General features: G+C 41.3%; 16 protein-coding genes. 8 read left to right on the forward strand and 8 right to left on the reverse strand.

All coding sequences use genetic code 11. From position 1 onward, the window contains the following. Nucleotides 1–32: 32 nt before the first annotated feature. A complete protein-coding gene (gdhA, locus tag PR761_RS09880) occupies nt 33–1,367 on the reverse strand; it encodes an NADP-specific glutamate dehydrogenase (RefSeq protein WP_006813981.1) in 1,335 nt (444 codons plus the stop codon). A gap of 266 nt (nt 1,368–1,633) precedes the next feature. Next, nucleotides 1,634–2,068, reverse strand: coding sequence for a universal stress protein UspA (gene uspA, locus PR761_RS09885; protein ID WP_006813982.1), 435 nt, complete (start codon nt 2,066–2,068; stop codon nt 1,634–1,636). A 417-nt stretch (nt 2,069–2,485) separates the two neighbouring features. On the opposite strand from uspA, the gene uspB reads away from it, so the two are divergent. Continuing rightward, complete coding sequence (uspB, locus tag PR761_RS09890; RefSeq protein WP_039854671.1) at nt 2,486–2,821, forward strand: universal stress protein UspB; 336 nt, start codon at nt 2,486–2,488, stop codon at nt 2,819–2,821. A 126-nt stretch (nt 2,822–2,947) separates the two neighbouring features. Here the strand turns inward: uspB and pitA are convergent, their stop codons facing one another. Next, on the reverse strand, nt 2,948–4,435 hold the full coding sequence (gene pitA / locus PR761_RS09895; RefSeq protein WP_006813984.1) for an inorganic phosphate transporter PitA: 1,488 nt from the start codon (nt 4,433–4,435) through the stop codon (nt 2,948–2,950). 376 nt (nt 4,436–4,811) lie between these two features. Between pitA and PR761_RS09900 the strand changes: the two genes are divergently transcribed. Both PR761_RS09900 and PR761_RS09905 read left to right on the forward strand, forming a co-directional pair. Further along, nucleotides 4,812–6,014, forward strand: a complete 1,203-nt coding sequence (locus PR761_RS09900) for an NAD(P)/FAD-dependent oxidoreductase (RefSeq protein ID WP_112835831.1) — start codon at nt 4,812–4,814, stop codon at nt 6,012–6,014. A 449-nt stretch (nt 6,015–6,463) separates the two neighbouring features. Next, the gene (locus PR761_RS09905; RefSeq protein WP_112835829.1) at nt 6,464–7,162 is read left to right on the forward strand and encodes a pirin family protein; all 699 of its coding nucleotides are present in this window, start codon (nt 6,464–6,466) and stop codon (nt 7,160–7,162) included. A 91-nt stretch (nt 7,163–7,253) separates the two neighbouring features. Here PR761_RS09905 and pckA read toward each other — a convergent pair whose 3' ends face one another. From pckA to PR761_RS09925, 4 genes are all read right to left on the reverse strand, one after another. Next, nucleotides 7,254–8,873 (reverse strand): phosphoenolpyruvate carboxykinase (ATP), encoded by a 1,620-nt coding sequence (pckA, locus tag PR761_RS09910; protein WP_039854675.1) that lies wholly within the window; start codon nt 8,871–8,873, stop codon nt 7,254–7,256. A 203-nt stretch (nt 8,874–9,076) separates the two neighbouring features. After that, nucleotides 9,077–9,949 carry an Hsp33 family molecular chaperone HslO gene (hslO, locus tag PR761_RS09915; RefSeq protein ID WP_006813988.1) on the reverse strand — a complete coding sequence of 291 codons (873 nt, stop codon included), beginning with the start codon at nt 9,947–9,949 and terminating at the stop codon, nt 9,077–9,079. A gap of 28 nt (nt 9,950–9,977) precedes the next feature. Next, entirely contained in the window at nt 9,978–10,388 is a 411-nt protein-coding gene (hslR, locus tag PR761_RS09920) for a ribosome-associated heat shock protein Hsp15 (RefSeq protein WP_154610954.1), read from the reverse strand. A gap of 67 nt (nt 10,389–10,455) precedes the next feature. Next, a complete protein-coding gene (locus tag PR761_RS09925; RefSeq protein ID WP_112835827.1) occupies nt 10,456–12,555 on the reverse strand; it encodes an IgaA/UmoB family intracellular growth attenuator in 2,100 nt (699 codons plus the stop codon). A gap of 299 nt (nt 12,556–12,854) precedes the next feature. Between PR761_RS09925 and nudE the strand changes: the two genes are divergently transcribed. Next, nucleotides 12,855–13,409 carry an ADP compounds hydrolase NudE gene (gene nudE, locus PR761_RS09930; protein ID WP_006813991.1) on the forward strand — a complete coding sequence of 185 codons (555 nt, stop codon included), beginning with the start codon at nt 12,855–12,857 and terminating at the stop codon, nt 13,407–13,409. 98 nt (nt 13,410–13,507) lie between these two features. Here the strand turns inward: nudE and mrcA are convergent, their stop codons facing one another. Then, on the reverse strand, nt 13,508–16,045 hold the full coding sequence (gene mrcA, locus PR761_RS09935) for a peptidoglycan glycosyltransferase/peptidoglycan DD-transpeptidase MrcA (protein ID WP_272519353.1): 2,538 nt from the start codon (nt 16,043–16,045) through the stop codon (nt 13,508–13,510). A gap of 116 nt (nt 16,046–16,161) precedes the next feature. On the opposite strand from mrcA, the gene pilM reads away from it, so the two are divergent. The 4 genes from pilM to PR761_RS09955 are packed head-to-tail and all read left to right on the forward strand — an operon-like array spanning nt 16,162 to nt 19,088. Continuing rightward, nucleotides 16,162–16,989, forward strand: a complete 828-nt coding sequence (pilM, locus tag PR761_RS09940) for a pilus assembly protein PilM (RefSeq protein WP_154610952.1) — start codon at nt 16,162–16,164, stop codon at nt 16,987–16,989. Continuing rightward, the gene (locus tag PR761_RS09945) at nt 16,990–17,529 is read left to right on the forward strand and encodes a PilN domain-containing protein (RefSeq protein WP_006813994.1); all 540 of its coding nucleotides are present in this window, start codon (nt 16,990–16,992) and stop codon (nt 17,527–17,529) included. It abuts the gene before it with no gap. Further along, nucleotides 17,522–18,061 (forward strand): hypothetical protein, encoded by a 540-nt coding sequence (locus tag PR761_RS09950; RefSeq protein WP_154610951.1) that lies wholly within the window; start codon nt 17,522–17,524, stop codon nt 18,059–18,061. Before PR761_RS09945 ends, PR761_RS09950 begins: the two co-directional genes overlap by 8 nt. Beyond that, complete coding sequence (locus PR761_RS09955; protein WP_112835825.1) at nt 18,048–19,088, forward strand: transporter; 1,041 nt, start codon at nt 18,048–18,050, stop codon at nt 19,086–19,088. The genes PR761_RS09950 and PR761_RS09955 overlap by 14 nt, the downstream gene beginning before the upstream one ends. The last annotated feature ends 382 nt before the right edge of the window (nt 19,089–19,470 follow it).

The following is a 19,470-nucleotide window of genomic DNA, read 5'->3' on the forward strand; positions in this document are numbered from 1 at the left end:
ACCGCCCTTTCGCGTACGTTTTCAGTTAACTATTACACAACACCTTGTGCAAACATAGCGTCAGCGACTTTGACGAAGCCCGCGATGTTCGCACCTTGTACATAGTTGGTTTGTTTACCTTCGCCACCAAACTCAACACAATGGTGGTGAATATCCAACATGATATGGTGCAGACGAGTATCCACTTTTTCAGCTTTCCAGCTTAAGCGCGCTGCGTTTTGAGCCATTTCCAGACCTGATGTTGCCACACCACCAGCATTAGCAGCTTTACCTGGTGCAAACAGAACACCCGCTTCAAGGAATAGGTCAGTTGCAGGAATTGTTGTTGGCATGTTCGCGCCTTCCGCAACCGCTTTCACGCCATTTTGGATCAATACTTTAGCGGCTTCGACATCCAGCTCATTCTGCGTTGCACATGGTAGTGCGATATCCACAGGTACACACCAAGGCTGTTTGCCCGCTAAGTAAGTCAGCCCAAACTCTTTCGCGTACTCTTCAACTCGACCATAATTATTTTTGATCTCTTCTAAGCGCGCTAATTTTTCGAGTGTAAAGCCATCTTCATCGACAACTGTACCGCTAGAATCTGATGCAGTAACCACTTTCGCACCCAGTTCCAGACATTTTTCAATCGTGTATTGAGCAACGTTACCTGAACCTGAAACAGCAACACGCATGCCTTCAAAGCCTAATCCGTGACGTTTTAGCATGGCATCAGTGAAGTAAACTAACCCGTAACCGGTTGCTTCTGGACGAATTAAACTACCACCGAAAGACAAACCTTTACCGGTAAATACACACGCCGTATTGTTAGACAGCTTTTTCATCATCCCTGTCATAAAGCCAACTTCACGTCCACCAACCCCGATATCACCAGCGGGAACATCAGTATCTGCGCCTAAATGACGATAAAGCTCAGTCATCAGAGCTTGGCAGAAACGCATAACTTCACCGTGACTTTTACCTTTAGGGTCGAAGTCAGAGCCACCTTTTCCGCCGCCCATAGGCAGGGTTGTCAGTGCATTTTTCAGGGTTTGTTCAAAGCCTAAAAACTTCAGAATGGATAAGTTAACCGATGGATGGAAACGCATTCCGCCTTTAAACGGACCAATGGCAGAACTGAATTGGACACGCCATGCACGGTTTACTTGTACTTTACCGTGGTCATCAACCCAACAAACGCGAAATTGGATCACTCTTTCTGGTTCAACAAAGCGTTCCAGCAAAGCTTGATCACGATATTTTTCATTTTGTTCGATAAAAGGCCACAGGGAGGTGAATACTTCACGCACTGCTTGTAGGAATTCAGGTTGTGAAGGGTCTCTTTTTTGGACAGACTCCAAGAACGAAGATAGTGTTTGAGCCATCTTTGACTTCCTTTTTTATGTGGATATTGTTGTGAGGAGCCTCACTATTTCTTATCTTTTTTTTTGCGAAATGTGAGGTCGATTTGTGTTTGCCTATTGAATATATCACTAGTTTGTATTCTTAATTCAAGGTTTTTTTTTACTCATTTGCAAAAAAAATTTCTTGACCTGCCAATCATTCCCTTTCACCGAGTAATTTGGCGTAAAAAAAACGCCTGCATAAGCAGGCGTTTTTAGTGAATAATTATCAAGTTAGAGATTACAGATTATTCTTCTTCGTCATTCAATGGAACAATCAGCATATCCACATGAACGGTATTAATTAACTGGCGAGCAGAGGACATTAACTTGCTCCAGAAATCTTGGTGATGTCCACAGACAACTAAATCCATATCGTATTTTTTGATAGCATCCACTAACACTTGACCTAAATCGCCGCTACCACTGAGGGTTTCTTGGATCTCATAACCTGCACCAGCAGAGAGATCTTTCAGTGAGTTACGGGTTTCATCAGTGATACGTTGCTGCATGTCACCCAGATTCACATCGATAAGACCGGTATAAAGATCCGAGTAGTTTACATCAACATGGATCATGGATACTTTGGCTCCGTACGGTTTAGCCATTGAAACAGCCTTATCCAGTAATACTTTACTTTCAGGTGACAAATCTACCGCAACAAGAATATGTTTATAAGCCATAAGTAAACTCCTTCCAAATGCTGATTTAACTGGTGGTTAACGACATTCACCAATATCTTATGAATATACTATACCTGCAAATAGTGATGAGTAAGTGTCGTCGTGATCACATCTAGCAGATTAAATTTTTAACGATAAATAGACATAACATTTGATAAAACAATAACATCATTCATTCAATTTTAATATACATCCACCCAAAATTCGAGCTTCCGTGATATATCTAAGTGTAATTAACCATCCCTAAATTGAAAGTCGATAAATATCCATCCCTAGAATGAAAATTTTGAGTCAATTGCACTTTTTTTAAGCAAAAAACTATCCTACAATAAAAATTAATCGAGTAAGTGCAATATTTTGGCTTTGTTTCCTTTAGTGACAACGGCGGTTTGATCAGTTCGTTCTAAGGAGGGGATTATGTTCAGTATGGTTGCATTATTTTGGGCACTCTGCATTCTGTGCATTTTAAATATGATGCGCTATTTTTCTTCTATTCGTGTTTTATTGTCTATATTGAGGGATTCCGATCCTTTACTCTATCAATCCGTTGATGGTAATGGCTTTTTTACCACTCATGGTCAACTTAATAAACAACTTCGCTTAGTTCGCTATATCAATAGCAAACAGTATCTTGAACACTACGATCCCGACGTCATTTTTCGTTGTGAACGGATCCGTAAACAATTTATGCTCATCAGTCGATTGAGTATTTTGGTCGTTGTGAGCCTGATTTACCTTCTGATAGTCAATTAGTTGTAATTTATCGTGTAACCCATTCAATATAAAAAATAGTGATGACCGAAACCGATCATCACTATTCTAGAATGTTTCTATTTTGCATAGAGCCCAAATATTATTTTCGAGCTCTACGGAAGACCATTAAATAATCTTCAGTGCGATCCAATATAAAGCACCTGATAGACAAATTGAAACTGGCAGCGTTAGTAACCATGCTAGAGCGATACTCTTGATAGTTTTACTCTGAACACCACCACCATCAACTACCATGGTACCTGCAACCGCAGAGGAGAGAACCTGAGTCGTTGAAACTGGCATACCCGTATAACTTGCTACCCCGATAGAAACTGCCGCAGTCACCTGTGCAGAAACCCCTTGAGCGTAAGTCATTCCTTTTTTACCAATTTTCTCACCGATAGTCACAGCCACACGCTGCCAACCAAACATCGTTCCCAGCGCCAATGCCAGTGCGACGGCAATGATGATCCACAGCGGTGCATACTCAACGGTATACAGCAGGTCATTGCTTAGTTTCTTCAGTAAGCTAGCATCTTTCGCGCTAGTTTCTGGCAACTTGGCAACTGCATTTGCAGTATCAGAGATACACATTAGCAGGCGGCGAGCTTGGTTACGTTGTTCTGGTGTCAGCTCATCATAGCTTTGAATCCCGCTCAGCATTTTCTGAGCTTGATCTAAGATGACTGGCGTACGTGAACTGTCGCAGTGAAACTCACCCTCTTCAGGTTTGTTTTCTGCTAACGCTGGGGTATTTTCAATCGCGTGGTTTAATGCTGGTTTATGTGTCTCATAGTATTGTTGCAGATGAACAACAGCGTCATGAGTTCTTGCGATATCGTAACCGTTAGAATTCATATTGACGACGAAGCCAGCTGGTGCAACACCAATCAGAACCAGCATGATAAGACCGATACCTTTCTGCCCATCGTTCGCACCGTGAGAAAAACTCACACCGACTGCAGATAGGATCAACGCAGTACGCGTCCAGAATGGCGGCTTACGCTTACCATCATTTTTCTCACGTTCTGCTGGTGTTAAGTGAATTCGGCGACGCTTTTTAGTTCCGCTCCAATAACGGCGCAAAACAAAAATCATCAGCCCTGCAATCACAAATCCGATAGCGGGTGAAAGAATTAACGACATGAAAATACTGATCATCTTCGGTATGTTTAATGCATCAACCACGGATGAATCAGTCACCAATGCGTTGGTTAAACCAACACCAATGATTGCCCCGATCAGGGTGTGAGAACTTGATGCAGGAATTCCGAGATACCAGGTTCCAAGGTTCCAGATGATAGCAGCCAATAGCAATGAAAAGACCATTGCAAGGCCGTGAGCAGAGCTCACATTGAGTAGAAGGTCTGTTGGTAAGAGGTGAACAATGGCGTACGCAACGCTCAACCCTCCCAGCAAGACGCCGAAAAAGTTAAAAACTCCCGCCATGACAACTGCGAACTGAGCTCGCATTGCTCGGGTATAAATAACCGTCGCGACCGCATTTGCGGTATCATGGAAACCATTTATAGCCTCATAGACCAGCACAAATAACAGTGCTAGAACTAATAATAGACCCGTGTAAAATTCTAAACCTGTAAAAAGATGTAGCATAGACGTTAAGCCATTATAGGTTGGACATGAACGCGGCGCATTATCATTGACAAACGCTAGCGGTGGAAGCGAAATCTGACCTTTTTTTGATTTAACTACCCATCAAAAAAACACCAGTTAGACATTATCCCTTAAATATCATAAAGTTACCCAAATCAAAGTTATTCTGAATTTTTGAAACTTTTTTAGGATAATTTCAGATTATCGAAGGCAAAATAGTCTTTTTTCGCAGTTTTCCCTAATTATAATACGTCTGATATACTTTTCATCAATTCTTCTCTAATCCATTGCATTACAACCGCGATCTAATAGCGTAAAATACCCCCATCAGTAATATCAAATATATTAAAAATCAAGTATATAGAGAATTTTAATCGTGAGAAATATCGACGTTATTATTTTAGGGGCTGGTGCCGCTGGACTATTTTGTGCTTCACTCGCGGGTAAGCGTGGTTTAAATACCTTGGTACTGGATAACGGCAAAAAATTAGGTCGAAAAATTCTTATGTCAGGTGGTGGCCGCTGTAACTTCACTAATATGTACGCCGATCACAGTAACTACCTTTCGACTAACCCTCACTTTTGTAAATCAGCCCTTGCACGTTATACCCAATGGGATTTTATTTCTCTCGTAAGCAAATATCAGATTCCTTATCACGAAAAAACACTCGGACAGTTATTTTGTGATAATAGTGCGCAAGATATCGTCGATATGCTGCAAAATGAATGTAATTTACCCAATGTTAGCATCAAACTACGCAGTGAAATTACCCACGTAGAAAAAATAAATAACGAATATATCGTCACCGTTAATGGCTCTCAAGTAAGTGCTCGCTCACTTGTTGTAGCTACCGGAGGGCTCTCTATGCCGGGGCTAGGAGCAACGCCATTTGGTTATCGTCTCGCAGAGCAGTTTGGACACACTATCGTGCCAACCCGAGCCGCCTTGGTACCGTTCACGCTTCATAAGCCCCTATTGGAGACTCTACAGGTACTGTCAGGGGTTTCCGTCCCAGCTACCGTCACCTCAGCCTGCGGCGTGGTGTTTAAAGAAAATATTTTGTTTACCCATAGAGGCTTATCTGGCCCTGCCATTTTACAGATTTCGAATTACTGGCAACCGGGGGAGTATGTGAGTATTAACTTACTTCCAGAAACTTCTGTGAGGGAATTCCTGACCAATGAAAAGCAACACCGTCCGAATCAATCATTGAAAAATACCTTAGCGACATTGCTACCGAAACGCTTGCTTGATGTTCTTCAACAACTAGGGCAACTCCCCGATTGCCCACTCAAACAACTCAACCATCCGCAGATTGAGGCATTAGATAACCTACTCCATCACTGGCAAGTTCAACCTAATGGAACCGAAGGATATCGCACTGCTGAAGTGACTTTAGGCGGAGTCGATACCCATGAAATTTCCTCTAAAACCATGGAATCGCTTAAAGCTCCAGGCCTGTATTTTATAGGGGAAGTGATGGATGTCACTGGCTGGCTTGGTGGGTATAACTTCCAATGGGCATGGAGTTCCGCCTCTGCTTGTGCTGAAAGTTTACCAGCATCTCAAAATAGCTAACTATTTGATAATTTTATTTAATCCATTGAAAAATAATGGATATTATTTAATTACATACAAATCATACAGTTGAGAATTAGGTTCTCATAAATATCAAATTGGTTAAAAATAACCCTTTACAAACGATAGTGATAACTATTATCATTATCACATCTTCCGCAGGGTGCTTAACTTAGTCAGCATCTTGTTGGAGGTACGACATTGCTCACATTGCTTCCAGTGTTTACTTTAGCCAGCTTACATGCTGGCTATTTTTTTATCTCCTCGTCATATATCTCTATTTCTTGATACAAAATTTTCTTATTAGCGACCGAAATCTTATTCAAATTTTTTGGATCCTATGATTAATTTCCCCTACTTCTCTCTGGCGTTAATTTGGCTAAACTATCATCAACAAGTTTAGAAAAAGCCCAATGAAAGTTGGATATACGCTTTTAGGAGATGACTCTATGATCTATTTACGCCAAGCAAATCAACGTGGGCACGCCAACCATGGCTGGCTCGACAGTTGGCATTCTTTTTCATTTGCTAGCTATTACGATGAAAAATTTATGGGATTCTCTGCATTGAGGGTCATCAATGAGGACTATATTGCCGCTGGACAAGGTTTCGGTACTCACCCACACAAGGATATGGAAATATTGACTTATATCCTTGATGGCGCAGTTGAACATAAAGATAGCATGGGCAATATGGAACAAATCCCTGCGGGAGAATTCCAAATCATGAGCGCGGGCACCGGTATTCGTCACTCTGAATACAACCCGGATAATGAAAAAGCGCTGCGTTTATACCAGATTTGGATTATGCCAAATGCCAATGGTATCGAGCCACGCTATGAACAAAAACGTTTTGACTCTAAGAATGGTAGGCAGCTTGTACTGTCCCCAGATGCCCGTGAAGGGTCGCTAAAAGTCCACCAAGATATGACCTTATGGCGCTGGGCATTGTCGGCCAAAGAACACGATACTTATGAGATTGCCGATAAACGCGTCGTCTGGATACAAGTCGTGAAAGGTAGCATTGAAGTTAATGGTCAAAAAGCAACGACCAGCGATGGTTTAGCTGTTTGGCAAGAAAGTCAGCTGACTATCCATGCTGATGATGACAGTGAAATTCTGTTATTTGACTTGCCAGCAATGGAATAAATACAGATGTGAATAAGTACTCACTTATTTTTAAGGCAAATAAGGCGCTATCTCGGTAGCGCCTTATTTTTATCACGGAATTTCGATGCGATTACAATTTTGGACCGGCTTTAACCAGTGCAGCTCCCGCTGGAGTATCTGTGTATTTATCGAAGTTCTTCGTAAAGCGGTCAGCTAAATCTTTTGATTTCTCATCCCATTGTGATTTGTCCGCGTAAGTATTACGTGGGTCAAGGATATTCGTATCCACACCCGGTAATGCAGTTGGGACTTCTAAATCAAAAACTGGCAACTTAATCATATCCGCTTTCTCAATATCTCCACTTAAGATAGCGTCAATAATTGCGCGTGTATCTTTGATAGAAATACGTTTACCAGTACCGTTCCAGCCTGTGTTAACTAAATAAGCTTTCGCACCAGCAGCTTCCATTCGCTTCACTAACACTTCCGCATATTGCGTTGGGTGTAGAGATAGGAAGGCAGCACCGAAACATGCAGAGAATGTTGGTGTTGGTTCCGTCACACCACGTTCAGTACCTGCTAATTTCGCCGTGAAACCTGACAAGAAGTGATACTGAGTTTGTTCTGGCGTTAAGCGAGAAACTGGTGGTAACACACCGAATGCATCTGCCGTCAGGAAGATAACTTTAGTCGCGTGCCCCGCTTTAGAAACAGGCTTAACGATATTTTCGATGTGATAAATTGGGTAAGAAACACGCGTATTTTCAGTTTTTGAACCATCATTGAAATCAACAGAGCCATCCGCCAATACCATGACGTTTTCCAGTAATGCATCGCGCTTGATAGCACCATAGATATCTGGCTCAGCTTCTTTAGACAGGTTGATTGTTTTCGCGTAGCAACCGCCTTCAAAGTTGAATACACCGTCGTCGTCCCAACCGTGCTCATCATCACCAATTAACTTACGTTTTGGATCGGTAGACAGTGTTGTCTTACCTGTACCCGATAAGCCGAAGAAAATAGCAACGTCGCCATCTTCACCTACGTTAGCGGAACAGTGCATTGATGCAATGCCTTTTAATGGCAGCAGGTAGTTCATCATAGAGAACATCCCTTTCTTCATCTCGCCGCCGTACCATGAGCCACCGATTAACTGCATACGCTCAGTCAAGTTGAATGCAACAAAGTTTTCTGAATTCAGACCTTGCTCTTTCCAATTCGGGTTAGTGCATTTTGCGCCATTCATCACGATAAAGTCAGGCTCAAAACCGACTAATTCTTCTTCAGAAGGACGAATGAACATGTTTTTAACGAAGTGAGCTTGCCATGCAACTTCCGTAATAAAACGGACTTTCAGACGCGTATCTGCGTTAGCACCACAGAATGCATCGACAACAAACAGACGTTTGCCAGAGAGCTGCTCGGTCACTAAGTGCTTCAGGCTGCTCCAAACCTCTTGGCTCATAGGTTTGTTATCGTTTTTACCTTTACCTTGGTCTGCCCACCAAACGGTATCACGAGTTATATCATCGCGAACGATATATTTATCTTTTGGAGAACGACCCGTAAAAATACCGGTATCAACAGCAACAGCACCTAAAGTCGTTACTGTACCGCGTTCATAACCTTCTAGACCTGGCTTGGTTTCTTCCTGAAATAACAGTTCATAACTAGGGTTATAAACAACTTCTGCGACGTCATGAATGCCGTACTTTTCGAGATCCTTCAGGGTAATGCTTTTAGCGCTCATTATATTGCTCCTGGTAAACATAGCTATTCTGCCGACGATCATAAATCTTTACGACTAATTAACAGCGATAGCTATCAAAGAATTGAAAAAGCATAATTTTTTTTAATTCATAATGAGACTTAGAGCACGTTATAATCCTTTAAATTTGTCAAAAAAGGGTGCAGAATTGCACCCTCGTCACATAAATAGGTTGCTAAATCGTATCAGTGAAGTTGCTGATTACGCTCATTATTTAACCCTTCAATATCGGATTCAATAAATACGTAGTGTGTGCCACAGAATTCACACTCCATATCAATTTTTCCATCTTTGTGTAAAATTTCCATAACATCTTCGTTGGAAAGTGTAATCAATGAAGCTTCACAACGTTCCCGAGAACATGTGCAACGAAACTCAACAGATTGAGGGTCATACAGCGTCACATCTTCTTCGTGATATAAACGATGTAGCACTTCTTTGATATCTAACTCGCTAAGCTCTTTGCCTTTAATCGTGGCTGTCAGTTGTACTAGATGATCAAAAAATTCATGGCTAGAATTTTCCGCTGCTGGCAGAACTTGCAGCAACATACCACCCGCGATACCTTTGCCATCTAACTCACCAACACGAATAAATAAGCGAGTTGGTAGTTGCTCAGACTGACGGAAATAAGCATCTATGCTTTCTTCAATACTGTTGCCTTCAATAGCCACAATACCTTGGTAGCGCTCGCCTTGTTTTGGCGTGATAGTGATGACAATAAAACCATTACCGATCATCTGTTTTAAAGTGCTACCCGCAACTACCGGACCATCAACGCGTGCAACACCACGCATTTGCTGTAAGTTATTACCATTAATAACCGCTAATTTTACGGGGCCATCACCTTGAATTTGAACGGTAATATCACCATCAAATTTCAATGTTGCAGTCAGTAAACTGGTCGCAACCAGTAACTCACCCAGCAGACCTTTTACCGCTTCTGGATAATCATGATTTTGTAAAATATGATGAAAAGTCTCATCGACAGTAATCATTTCCCCACGCACAGCATGCTGTTCAAATAGAAAACGATGAAGTTGGTCTTGTTTAGCCATAATTTCTCTCTATTACTCAGACCGTCTATTAAGACGGTTCATTGGAATTAGTTTGTTTAAATTTTAGCAGAGTTCGACGCTCTTTTTTATCAGGACGTCGGTCTGGATGGGGCATAGTTAACGCATTCATTTTGCGTGCTATCGCCATTTTTTCACGTTGTTCGATGCTTTCAGCTGTTTCACGATACAGTAATTGAGCTTCCGGAGCGCCTTTACGCTGATTGCTGATCTCAAGCACTTCAATGATACGCTCATCATTTCCTTGCCGTAGTTTGATCAAGGCGCCTATCTCAACAATTTTCCCGGGCTTAGTTCTCTGTCCATTATAGTGAACCTTCCCGCCATCTATCATCTCACGGGCCGTTGAACGTGTTTTATAAAAACGTGCAACCCATAACCATTTATCGAGGCGAACGGGTTCTACAGATGATTGTTTCATGATGCCTCCTCAATATCAGTTTGAATTAAAACCAAAATGAGGCTTCCATTATATCGGAAGGATAATACTATCTAGGCGCGGAAGGATTATCGACCTCATAGCATTTATCGTAATATTCAGTGATTTTACGTAAACGCCTTTTGTTATTCAAAACTCGTATAATTATTAATGAACCATTGATTACAACACATATTGCCAGAAAAAGAATAAACATAGCCCGACAAACAAAGAGCGGTAACGCATCTTCATTTAATGCCTCATGGAGCGAAATATACAGCGTTCCATTTGCATCAACCGATAAATTCGTCACGACACCTTGCACGTCAAACGGTGTGTTATTCAAAATACTCGCTAAGCGTTGAAGTTCATACCAACGCTGTAACTGCGTCATTTCATTGAAGGAATTTATTGGAATCAAATCAACTAATGGATGATTTTCATCGCTAATCAACAACACGCCGCCTGGAGGGGGGCTATTGAGTTTACGAATTTCTTTTTCAATTTCTTTCCTGATGAAATCATATGTGGTGTCTTCAACTAACTTTTCCAAGGCCTCAGCACTTCCTGCACGTAATAAAACGTGTGCCCCGCTTAATTTTCCTGATGATGCTTTTTTCACTAGAGTAGACCAATCATCCGCACTACCACCGAGGTTAGATAACGCATTTTTGAGTTTAACGCAACTCTCTGATCCACCACATAATGCATTGGTTTTTAATATTATTTCCGAAAAATCAAAGATAATATTCATCCCTGACTTCATAATTTCTCGTTGTAATCTGGGGTTAATTCCTGGGGCATCTTTATCAGGGTGAAGCTGATTTTTAACACTATTAAGTAAATCAATGGCATGATTTACCGTTTCAGACTGTGGCTCAGTCACCAAATTGATGTTGTTCCAATACATTCCGGAGCAGTCAAAAGGCACAAAAAGTGCCTGATTTTCATCATTCAAATTTGGGGGGCGATAACACATACCCACCCCTTTTGCTAACAGCGTATCCCCAACCTTAATTTTTTTTATGCTCAATTCCATTGGGTCTGTAACAACGACTTTTTGAGTACCCTCTAACCATGCAATACCGAGTTTAATTGGCAAACTAATGGGTTGATAAGTCATCGTAAGTACCAAAAAAAGTAAGGCACTAGAGAACATCAATATGTTCTTTTTAAATCGCTTGTAAGGGTAATAACGCTCTTCTTCATGAATGGAGAGACAGCGACCATATTTCACTACCTCCCCCGAAGAATAGAGGTCAATATTAGTTGCTTGATTTAATTCATATTTTAGATAAGGAGTCCAATAAGAAGGATAGTGAAGATCTACCCCCCCAATAGAGACTGTCGATGAATACTTTTTATCTAACTCACCATAGAGTTCCCAGCGTTTGGGTTGCCCATAAATGCACTGTACATCTTGATAAGGCTTGGGAAGAATTCGTAACCGAAACAGTAAAAATACGCCAATACAAAAGACGATTATCGCAAAAGTCAGTCCCCATCCTTGTAAAACCGGGATAGAAATCATCGTGAGGTAGCCTAAAAAGAAGCTTAGACTCACCACTATGGCTCCTAGCCATCCCGATGAATTGTGTAGCCGATGCTCTTCTTTACTCTCTTTGCGTACTTTTAATAATTGAATCGTGTTTTGCTCGCCTTCTTGGATAGCGGCTTCTGGTAACACAGACTCCACAGAAGAGGACGCAGACCACTCATGACTAAACTCTTTCAGGGAGTGGCTATTCAATGCCACAATGAGCGGTAGATGGTCAGTATCAATGATTTCCATCACGTTTTGCCGCTGCAAAAAGGGTTCGAGTTGTTCAGGCAATTGCACTTCAACCGTATCAATAAAATAGCGCCAGCTATTTCCTTGTTCTTGCCGAAGATTAAACCGAGTGACGGCATTGCAAATCGTTGCAACAATCGAATTTCGTTTAATTTGCCAAGCAGGTTGTGACGGTACGTGAATATTTTTTGAAGCGTTATGATTGAGATACTGCGATAGGATTTGGTAGTCTGACTCAATCATTTTTTTAAATGAAGGAGCGGCTAACGAGGGTATTTGATAGACGCTAGAACGCCGTCCCCGCCTGAAGAATAGGAAGAGAACCATTATAATTAGGCTAGCTACAATCAGAGCCAGTATAATGATAGTGTTTAGCATGTTTATCCCAATGGAACTGTCTACCAGCAAGCATAGCAATTCAATGTGAATCCCTATATCAGCCAATTCCTATTCTATTTTCAGTTTTGTTCTACTTTACAATACCTTGTAAATATAATTTTTTACTCATTCTGCGATACTCTTTTTCTAGGTAATTATACTAGCAGTATTTTCTCTGCCTTATAATCTCTATCATTTTTTTTTGATATGCGTCATAGTTAAGGACAAGGTAAAGGCCATCTTTCTCATCGAAAAAATGCTTTTATCCATAGATTCAATCATCTGGTTCGGAAATCGTTATGACGGAACTCAAAAAACCAAAAATCCTGAATATTCAAGATATCGCACAGTCCAAATTATTCAGCATCCAATCTGTTGATCTCGAATTCAGCAACGGTGAAAAACGCGTTTATGAAAGAATGCGTCCAGCAAAACGCGAAGCGGTTCTCATTGTTCCGATCATCGATGACCACCTAATCTTGATTCGTGAATATGCCGTTGGTATTGAAAATTATGAGCTGGGTTTCCCCAAAGGAGCTGTTGACCCTGGAGAAGAGCCTCTTGATGCTGCCCAGCGCGAACTCAAAGAAGAAATTGGCTATGGTGCCCGCCAAATTATTCCTTTGGCAAAACTCACCATGTCCCCATCTTATTTCTCTAGTAAGATGAATATCCTCATTGCTAATGACCTATTCAATGAAAAGCTAGAGGGCGATGAACCCGAACCATTACAACAAGTTAAATGGCCGATAGCTCGAATGATGGAGTTACTCGATCACCCTGATTTCAATGAAGCTCGTAATATTAGTGCGCTGTTCTATGTTGAGCGTTATCTAAAAAATAACGCGGGGTAATACAAAATATTATCCATCTCTGGCATTTACGTAGCTTTAAAATAATTACACCCCATGTTAAGAAACGATGGGGTGTAATAAAGACCACAATAACGAGATTAGAATAGTTCTTGGCTTGATCCGCCATCTGTTGAAATCATCGTTCCAACTTCTTGTACCGCACGTTCTTTCGGCTCAGTACCTTCAATAAAGTATTCACTTCGTGACGGCCCACCTGATGACAATTTACCTGTTCGCGTATCGATGGAAACTGAAATAATACCTTTTGGTGGCTTCATGGTTTTAACGGGAACACCGTCAAGAATGACTTTCATAAAATCATCCCAAATCGGCTGCGCGCTCTTAGCTCCGGCTTCACCACCACCCGCAGCCGTTCGGCCTAGAGTACGTTTGTTATCATCAAAGCCAATCCAAGCAGATGCAACCACATCAGGCCCATATCCGGAGAACCACGCATCCTTCGAGCTATTGGTTGTTCCTGTTTTACCGCCAATATCCCGTCGCCCAGCTAAATCTCGTCCAGCTCGCCAACCCGTACCAGACCAACCTGGCTCACCATAAATATTGGTAACCATCGCATCACGAATTAAGAAAGATAACGGAGTACTAATCACATGAGGCGCATACTTATCCTCTGAACGAACCTGCTCAGCCGCAGCTGGAACGTCCATTGTTGGTTCCTGATTAACGACGCTGCTGTGAGATTGTGTCACTTCTTCCGTTGCATCATCTTCTGAATCCCTGATTGCAATAGTACGCTCCGTATCCCCATAAATAACTGGAATATCGGTACATTCCGGACAGGCCAGTTTTGGTTCCGCCTCAAAAATCACTTCATCATTATGATTTTCAATTTTTAAAATGTAGTAAGGGTCTATTAAATATCCCCCATTAACCATCACCGCGTAGCCACGAACCATCTGCATTGGTGTAAACGACGGAGCACCTAACGCCAACGCTTCTGTGCGGTTAATATTTTCTTTTGGGAAACCAAAACGGGTTAAATAATCTGCGGCGTAATCCACACCCATTGCACGCATAGCCCGCACCATCAGCACGTTTTTCGACTGCCCTAAACCTTGGCGTAAACGAATGGGACCATCATACCGTGGCGGTGAATTTTTCGGACGCCAATCTGAACCAGCCCCTGCATCCCAGCGACTAATCGGCACATCATTCAATAATGAGGCTAGCGTTAAGCCTTTATCCATCGCTGCGGTGTACAAGAATGGTTTAATGTTCGAACCGACTTGGCGCAGAGATTGGGTGACGCGGTTGAATTCACTCATGTTGAAATCAAAACCGCCCACTAACGCTATCACAGCCCCATCATTTGGATTCAATGCCACAAATGCGGCATTAACATCCGGAATTTGTGCTAACCACCAGCTATCTTTTACCTGACGAACCCAAATTTGTTCTCCAACCTGCACCACTTTATTCACCGCAGTTGGTGTTCCACCCTGTTGAGTATCAGAGATAAATTTACGTGCCCAGCGAACACCAGCCATAGAGATTTGAATGTCTGAACCATCGGCTAACATCACTTTCGCATCGGTACTATTTGCCGCAATGACAACCGCAGGGATCAATGGGCCATATGTGGGTAGTTTTTTCAGTTTTTCAACAATCTGCTCTTGCGTCCACGGGGTTTCATTGGCTGTCCATAGCACTTCAGCAGGACCACGATAGCCATGACGAATATCGTAATCAATCAAGTTATTGCGGACCGCTTCAGTTGCAGCCAATTGATCTTTACGCACCACCGTTGTGTAAACTTTATAACCGTCGGTATATGCGTCTTCACCATATTTTTCATACATAGTTTGGCGCGCCATTTCGGCTAAATATGGGGCAGAAAAATCAACCTTCGGTGCATGGTATGACGCTTCAATTTTTTCACTCTTCGCTTGTTCGTACTGATCGCGCGTAATGTATTTCTCTTCCAACATTCGCATCAGTACAACGTTACGTCGGTTAATCGCGCGTTCATAAGAATACAGCGGGTTAAACGTCGATGGCGCTTTTGGTAACCCCGCAATCATCGCCATTTCACTTAAGGTCAACTCATTGACTGTTTTACCAAAATACACATAAGCCGCGGCACCCACACCATAAGCTCGGTTACCTAAATAAATTTTATTCAGGTATAGCTCCATAATTTCGTCTTTGGTGAAAAGCTGCTCTATGCGAATGGCAAGGAAAGCTTCTTTTGCTTTACGCATCAATGTCTTTTCAGGACTTAAATAGAAGTTTCTCGCTAATTGCTGGGTGATTGTACTCGCCCCTTGAGAAGCATGCCCCGATGATGCCATAACGGTAACCGCTCGGAAAATACCAATCGGGTCAATACCATGATGGTCATAAAAGCGGCTATCTTCAGTCGCAATAAAGGCATGCACTAACATCGGTGGAATGTCAGTTAGTGGCAATGGAATACGGCGTTTCTCACCATATTGGGCGATCAGTTCATTATCTGCACTGAATACCTGCATTGGGGTTTGCAGACGGATGTCTTTCATTGTTGCGACATCAGGTAACTCGCCCTCGACATATTTATACATGCCATAAATCGAAGCGGTTCCCAAAAAAATGCAACAAACCACAAGAATCAAAAAATATTTTACGAACTTCACCGAAGAATTCCCATACTCAACTGACAGGCGGGTTTAGATATCACAGCCGCATAGTATAAAGCTTATACAGCGCAATAGAAAACGTAATTTAATTGTTAATGATAAGGACATTATGTATGTACTCACCAAAATGGAACATTGGAATTGAACTTTCTCAGCATCACATTCAACTTGTTGCTGCTAAAAAACACCGAAAATACTGGTCATTATGTGAATGCTGGCAGCAAAAATTACCCACTGAGATAAATCATTTAGTCCTTGAGGAGCAACGCGTAATTTTACTGAATATTTTAAAGCAATGGCGTCAGAAATTACCGAAAAATTGTTCAGTTTCCATTGCACTACCTTCAATGAGAACATTAAAGCAGCAAGTTAGCCTACCCAATCAAATGAATTTGCAACAACCAGAATTAGGCTGGTATTTACAAACTCAAATCGAAAAACGGTTTCCGATGCAAGCGGAAGACCTTTCGGTGGATTATCGCATCATCAATCAACAAGTCTATTTCAATGCGGCTCGCCAATCCGATATCCTATTTTGGCAACATTTACTCAAGGAGAGTGGCTATTCACTCTCAGCTGTAGATATCGCACCGATTGCACTTCGCTATCTCGCTAAACAAGCCCATCTTCCCGATGAAAGTTGGCTAATCCATTACCGGAATGGCGAATGGTTATGGTCTGGCCCTATCAGCCAACCTGTAAATTATAACCATATTCAAGATAATCAATTGACCGACATCACCCAAATAATTCCATTATTAACTAATGACCTCGAATATTTAAAATTACCCATCTATTACATTAGTGACCATTCACAACCTGATTCACCTCCGCAATGGGATTTACTGCAAGCTTTTCATCACTATCCCATCAAACTTCCTCGCCAACTAGGGGATTTTGTGATTGCAGCCGGATTAGCACTTCGTCATAAGGATATTTGAATGTACCAAGTAAATTTTCTTCCGTGGCGCACACAGAATACCCTTAAGCAGAAGCGACTATTTTTTATATTCGCTTTTATGATGACCGTTCTCTTTGTGAGTTTAGGGGGGTACTGGACTATCTTGCAAACTCTTGGTATAGCACAATCCAAAATTCGTCATGCCCATCATCAAGAACAACGACAAAAATTACAGCAGCTAAAACATCAAGTTAATGAAAAACAGCAGCAATTAGAAAAGCTATTGAATCGCCGAAAAACAATTGATCTAGATGCTCAATACAACCAATCGTTATTAAATTTATTAACCTCGCTCACATCCATAATACCCGAAAAAAGTTGGCTTTCTTCTTTCCAGCTACGGGAGCAACGTTTGGAGCTAAAAGCCCATAGTTATTATTTTCAAGATATTCATCAACTCTCTTCTCAACTTATGGATAACCCTCACATTGACCATGTTCAGCTAATTAAACTTCGACGAATAAAAGCGCTCAACCAATTACATGTTAGTGCCAATTTTGAAGGAGGAACCGATGAATAACAGTTTTCATCGATTCTGGTATTGCCCACTTTGGCAACAGTCTATCCTGATTATTTTATTACTTATTCTAGGTTCTATTGTCAGTTATTACGGCTATTGGCAAGTACAGAACCAACAACAAAATGGCCTTAATGATACCAATGTACAGCTACACAACGATAATCTTCAATATCACGAGTTTTTCACTCAAAACCCATCATTGCACCAGCTAGAACAACAAATACAAGGGGACATATCATCCACAGATTCGCCATCGGATCCCCACTCTTTTATTGTTTATTTACAACACGCTGTTTCACGTTCAAGGGTGATATTGAATCAACTACAGCCAATTGATGTTGAAAACTCACGCTATCAATTAGAAATACAAGGCGAATTTAACAATCTTATCCATTTAATCCAGTCTCTTATTATCCACCCCTCACTAAACCACTGGCGCTTATCTGAAGTTTCATTAACACAAAAAAATAATGCGTTAGTGGCTACGCTGTCAGTATCGTTTTTCAAGGAGGAAAATCATGAGTCACCATAACATTTTTTATATTGGGATTTTCCCTCTATTGTTCTGCATGATGAGCTATGCCGAGAGAGGAAGAGACCCGTTTATAGCGTTACTGCCCGATGAAGACATTCCATTACTTGCAGAACATACGCCCAAAATTATTCCCGTTGAAGAACCATTAAGTGAAAAAATATTTCCGTTAATTTCGGTGGATGCGCAATTGGTTTACCAGCAGATAATCCAAACTGATCTGAAGCTATTATCCGAAAAGGGACAAGCAAGCTTCGATACAACAACCAATAGCCTAATCATCACCGAGAGTAAACCACGGATGGCCTTGATCACCGAATGGCTAAAACAAAAAGATATTCCTCAGCAGCAAGTGCAAATTACCGCCCATATTGTGAGTAGCACCCGTACGGCATTACAGGCCTTGGGATTAGAGTGGGGAATGCTGGGAGAGATGGCAACCAACCCTCACCATAGCCGATATAACCGCTATAACGCCGAACCAGGGAAAGTGGCATTGAACATTTTAAAATTGGGGGATGGGCTATTAGAAATGAAGCTTAGTGCCCTAGAAAAAGAAAATTTATTGTCGATTATTGCTAGCCCGAGGCTGGTTGCCTCTCACCAACAACCTGCCAGTATTCAGCAAGGTACTGAAATTCCCTATGTCACAAATACAGATAAAAAAAGCCATGTACAATTTAAGGACGCGGTGCTTGGTATGGAAGTCACACCAACGATTTCACGGGATAACAAGGTGGAAATGGTATTGAAAATTAGCCATAACTCTCCCGATACCGCCATCACTACCAGCCAAAATCACCATTTATCCATTAATAAACAAGAGATAGCTACATCGGTCACGATAAAAAATAATGACACATTAATTCTTGGGGGCATTTTTCAACAAAAACAGGAAAAAACGGAGGCTGGTATTCCATTTCTATCTCAACTACCCTTATTAGGAAATTTATTTACAAATAGCTTTCAACATATTGATCGGCGCGTTTTGATCGTTTTTATTACACCAAAACTTATCAATATTTAGCATAAAAAAATAACATCCATACATTCAATTAGTTGAATGTTTAAAATGCGTAAGTTCGATGAAATTATTATTTTTTATTCTATAAACCTACCGGATAAATTTGACGCTGAGGTCGTTTTAGCATACAAGGTTATCCATTAAGTGTTCTAACTATCGGTAGATTAAAGAACAAGCTGTCAACTGCTTATAAAATAGCAACAATATTTTTGCTTTAGAATTAACAGCTTCCCTCATTTTTTGTGGGTTTTATAGCCTGTTAAAACTCATGCTAATCAATGCATTATGTAATGTAGACAGCTCAAATATAGAAACCAGTAACTGCAAATCTGACACTTTGTTTCCTGAGTGCCAGATTTATGTAGTTGCAATTCAGGTTGATGTA

It is taken from the genome of Providencia sp. PROV210, from assembly GCF_028479445.1.
In the GTDB taxonomy this organism is placed as follows: Bacteria; Pseudomonadota; Gammaproteobacteria; order Enterobacterales; family Enterobacteriaceae; genus Providencia; species Providencia rustigianii.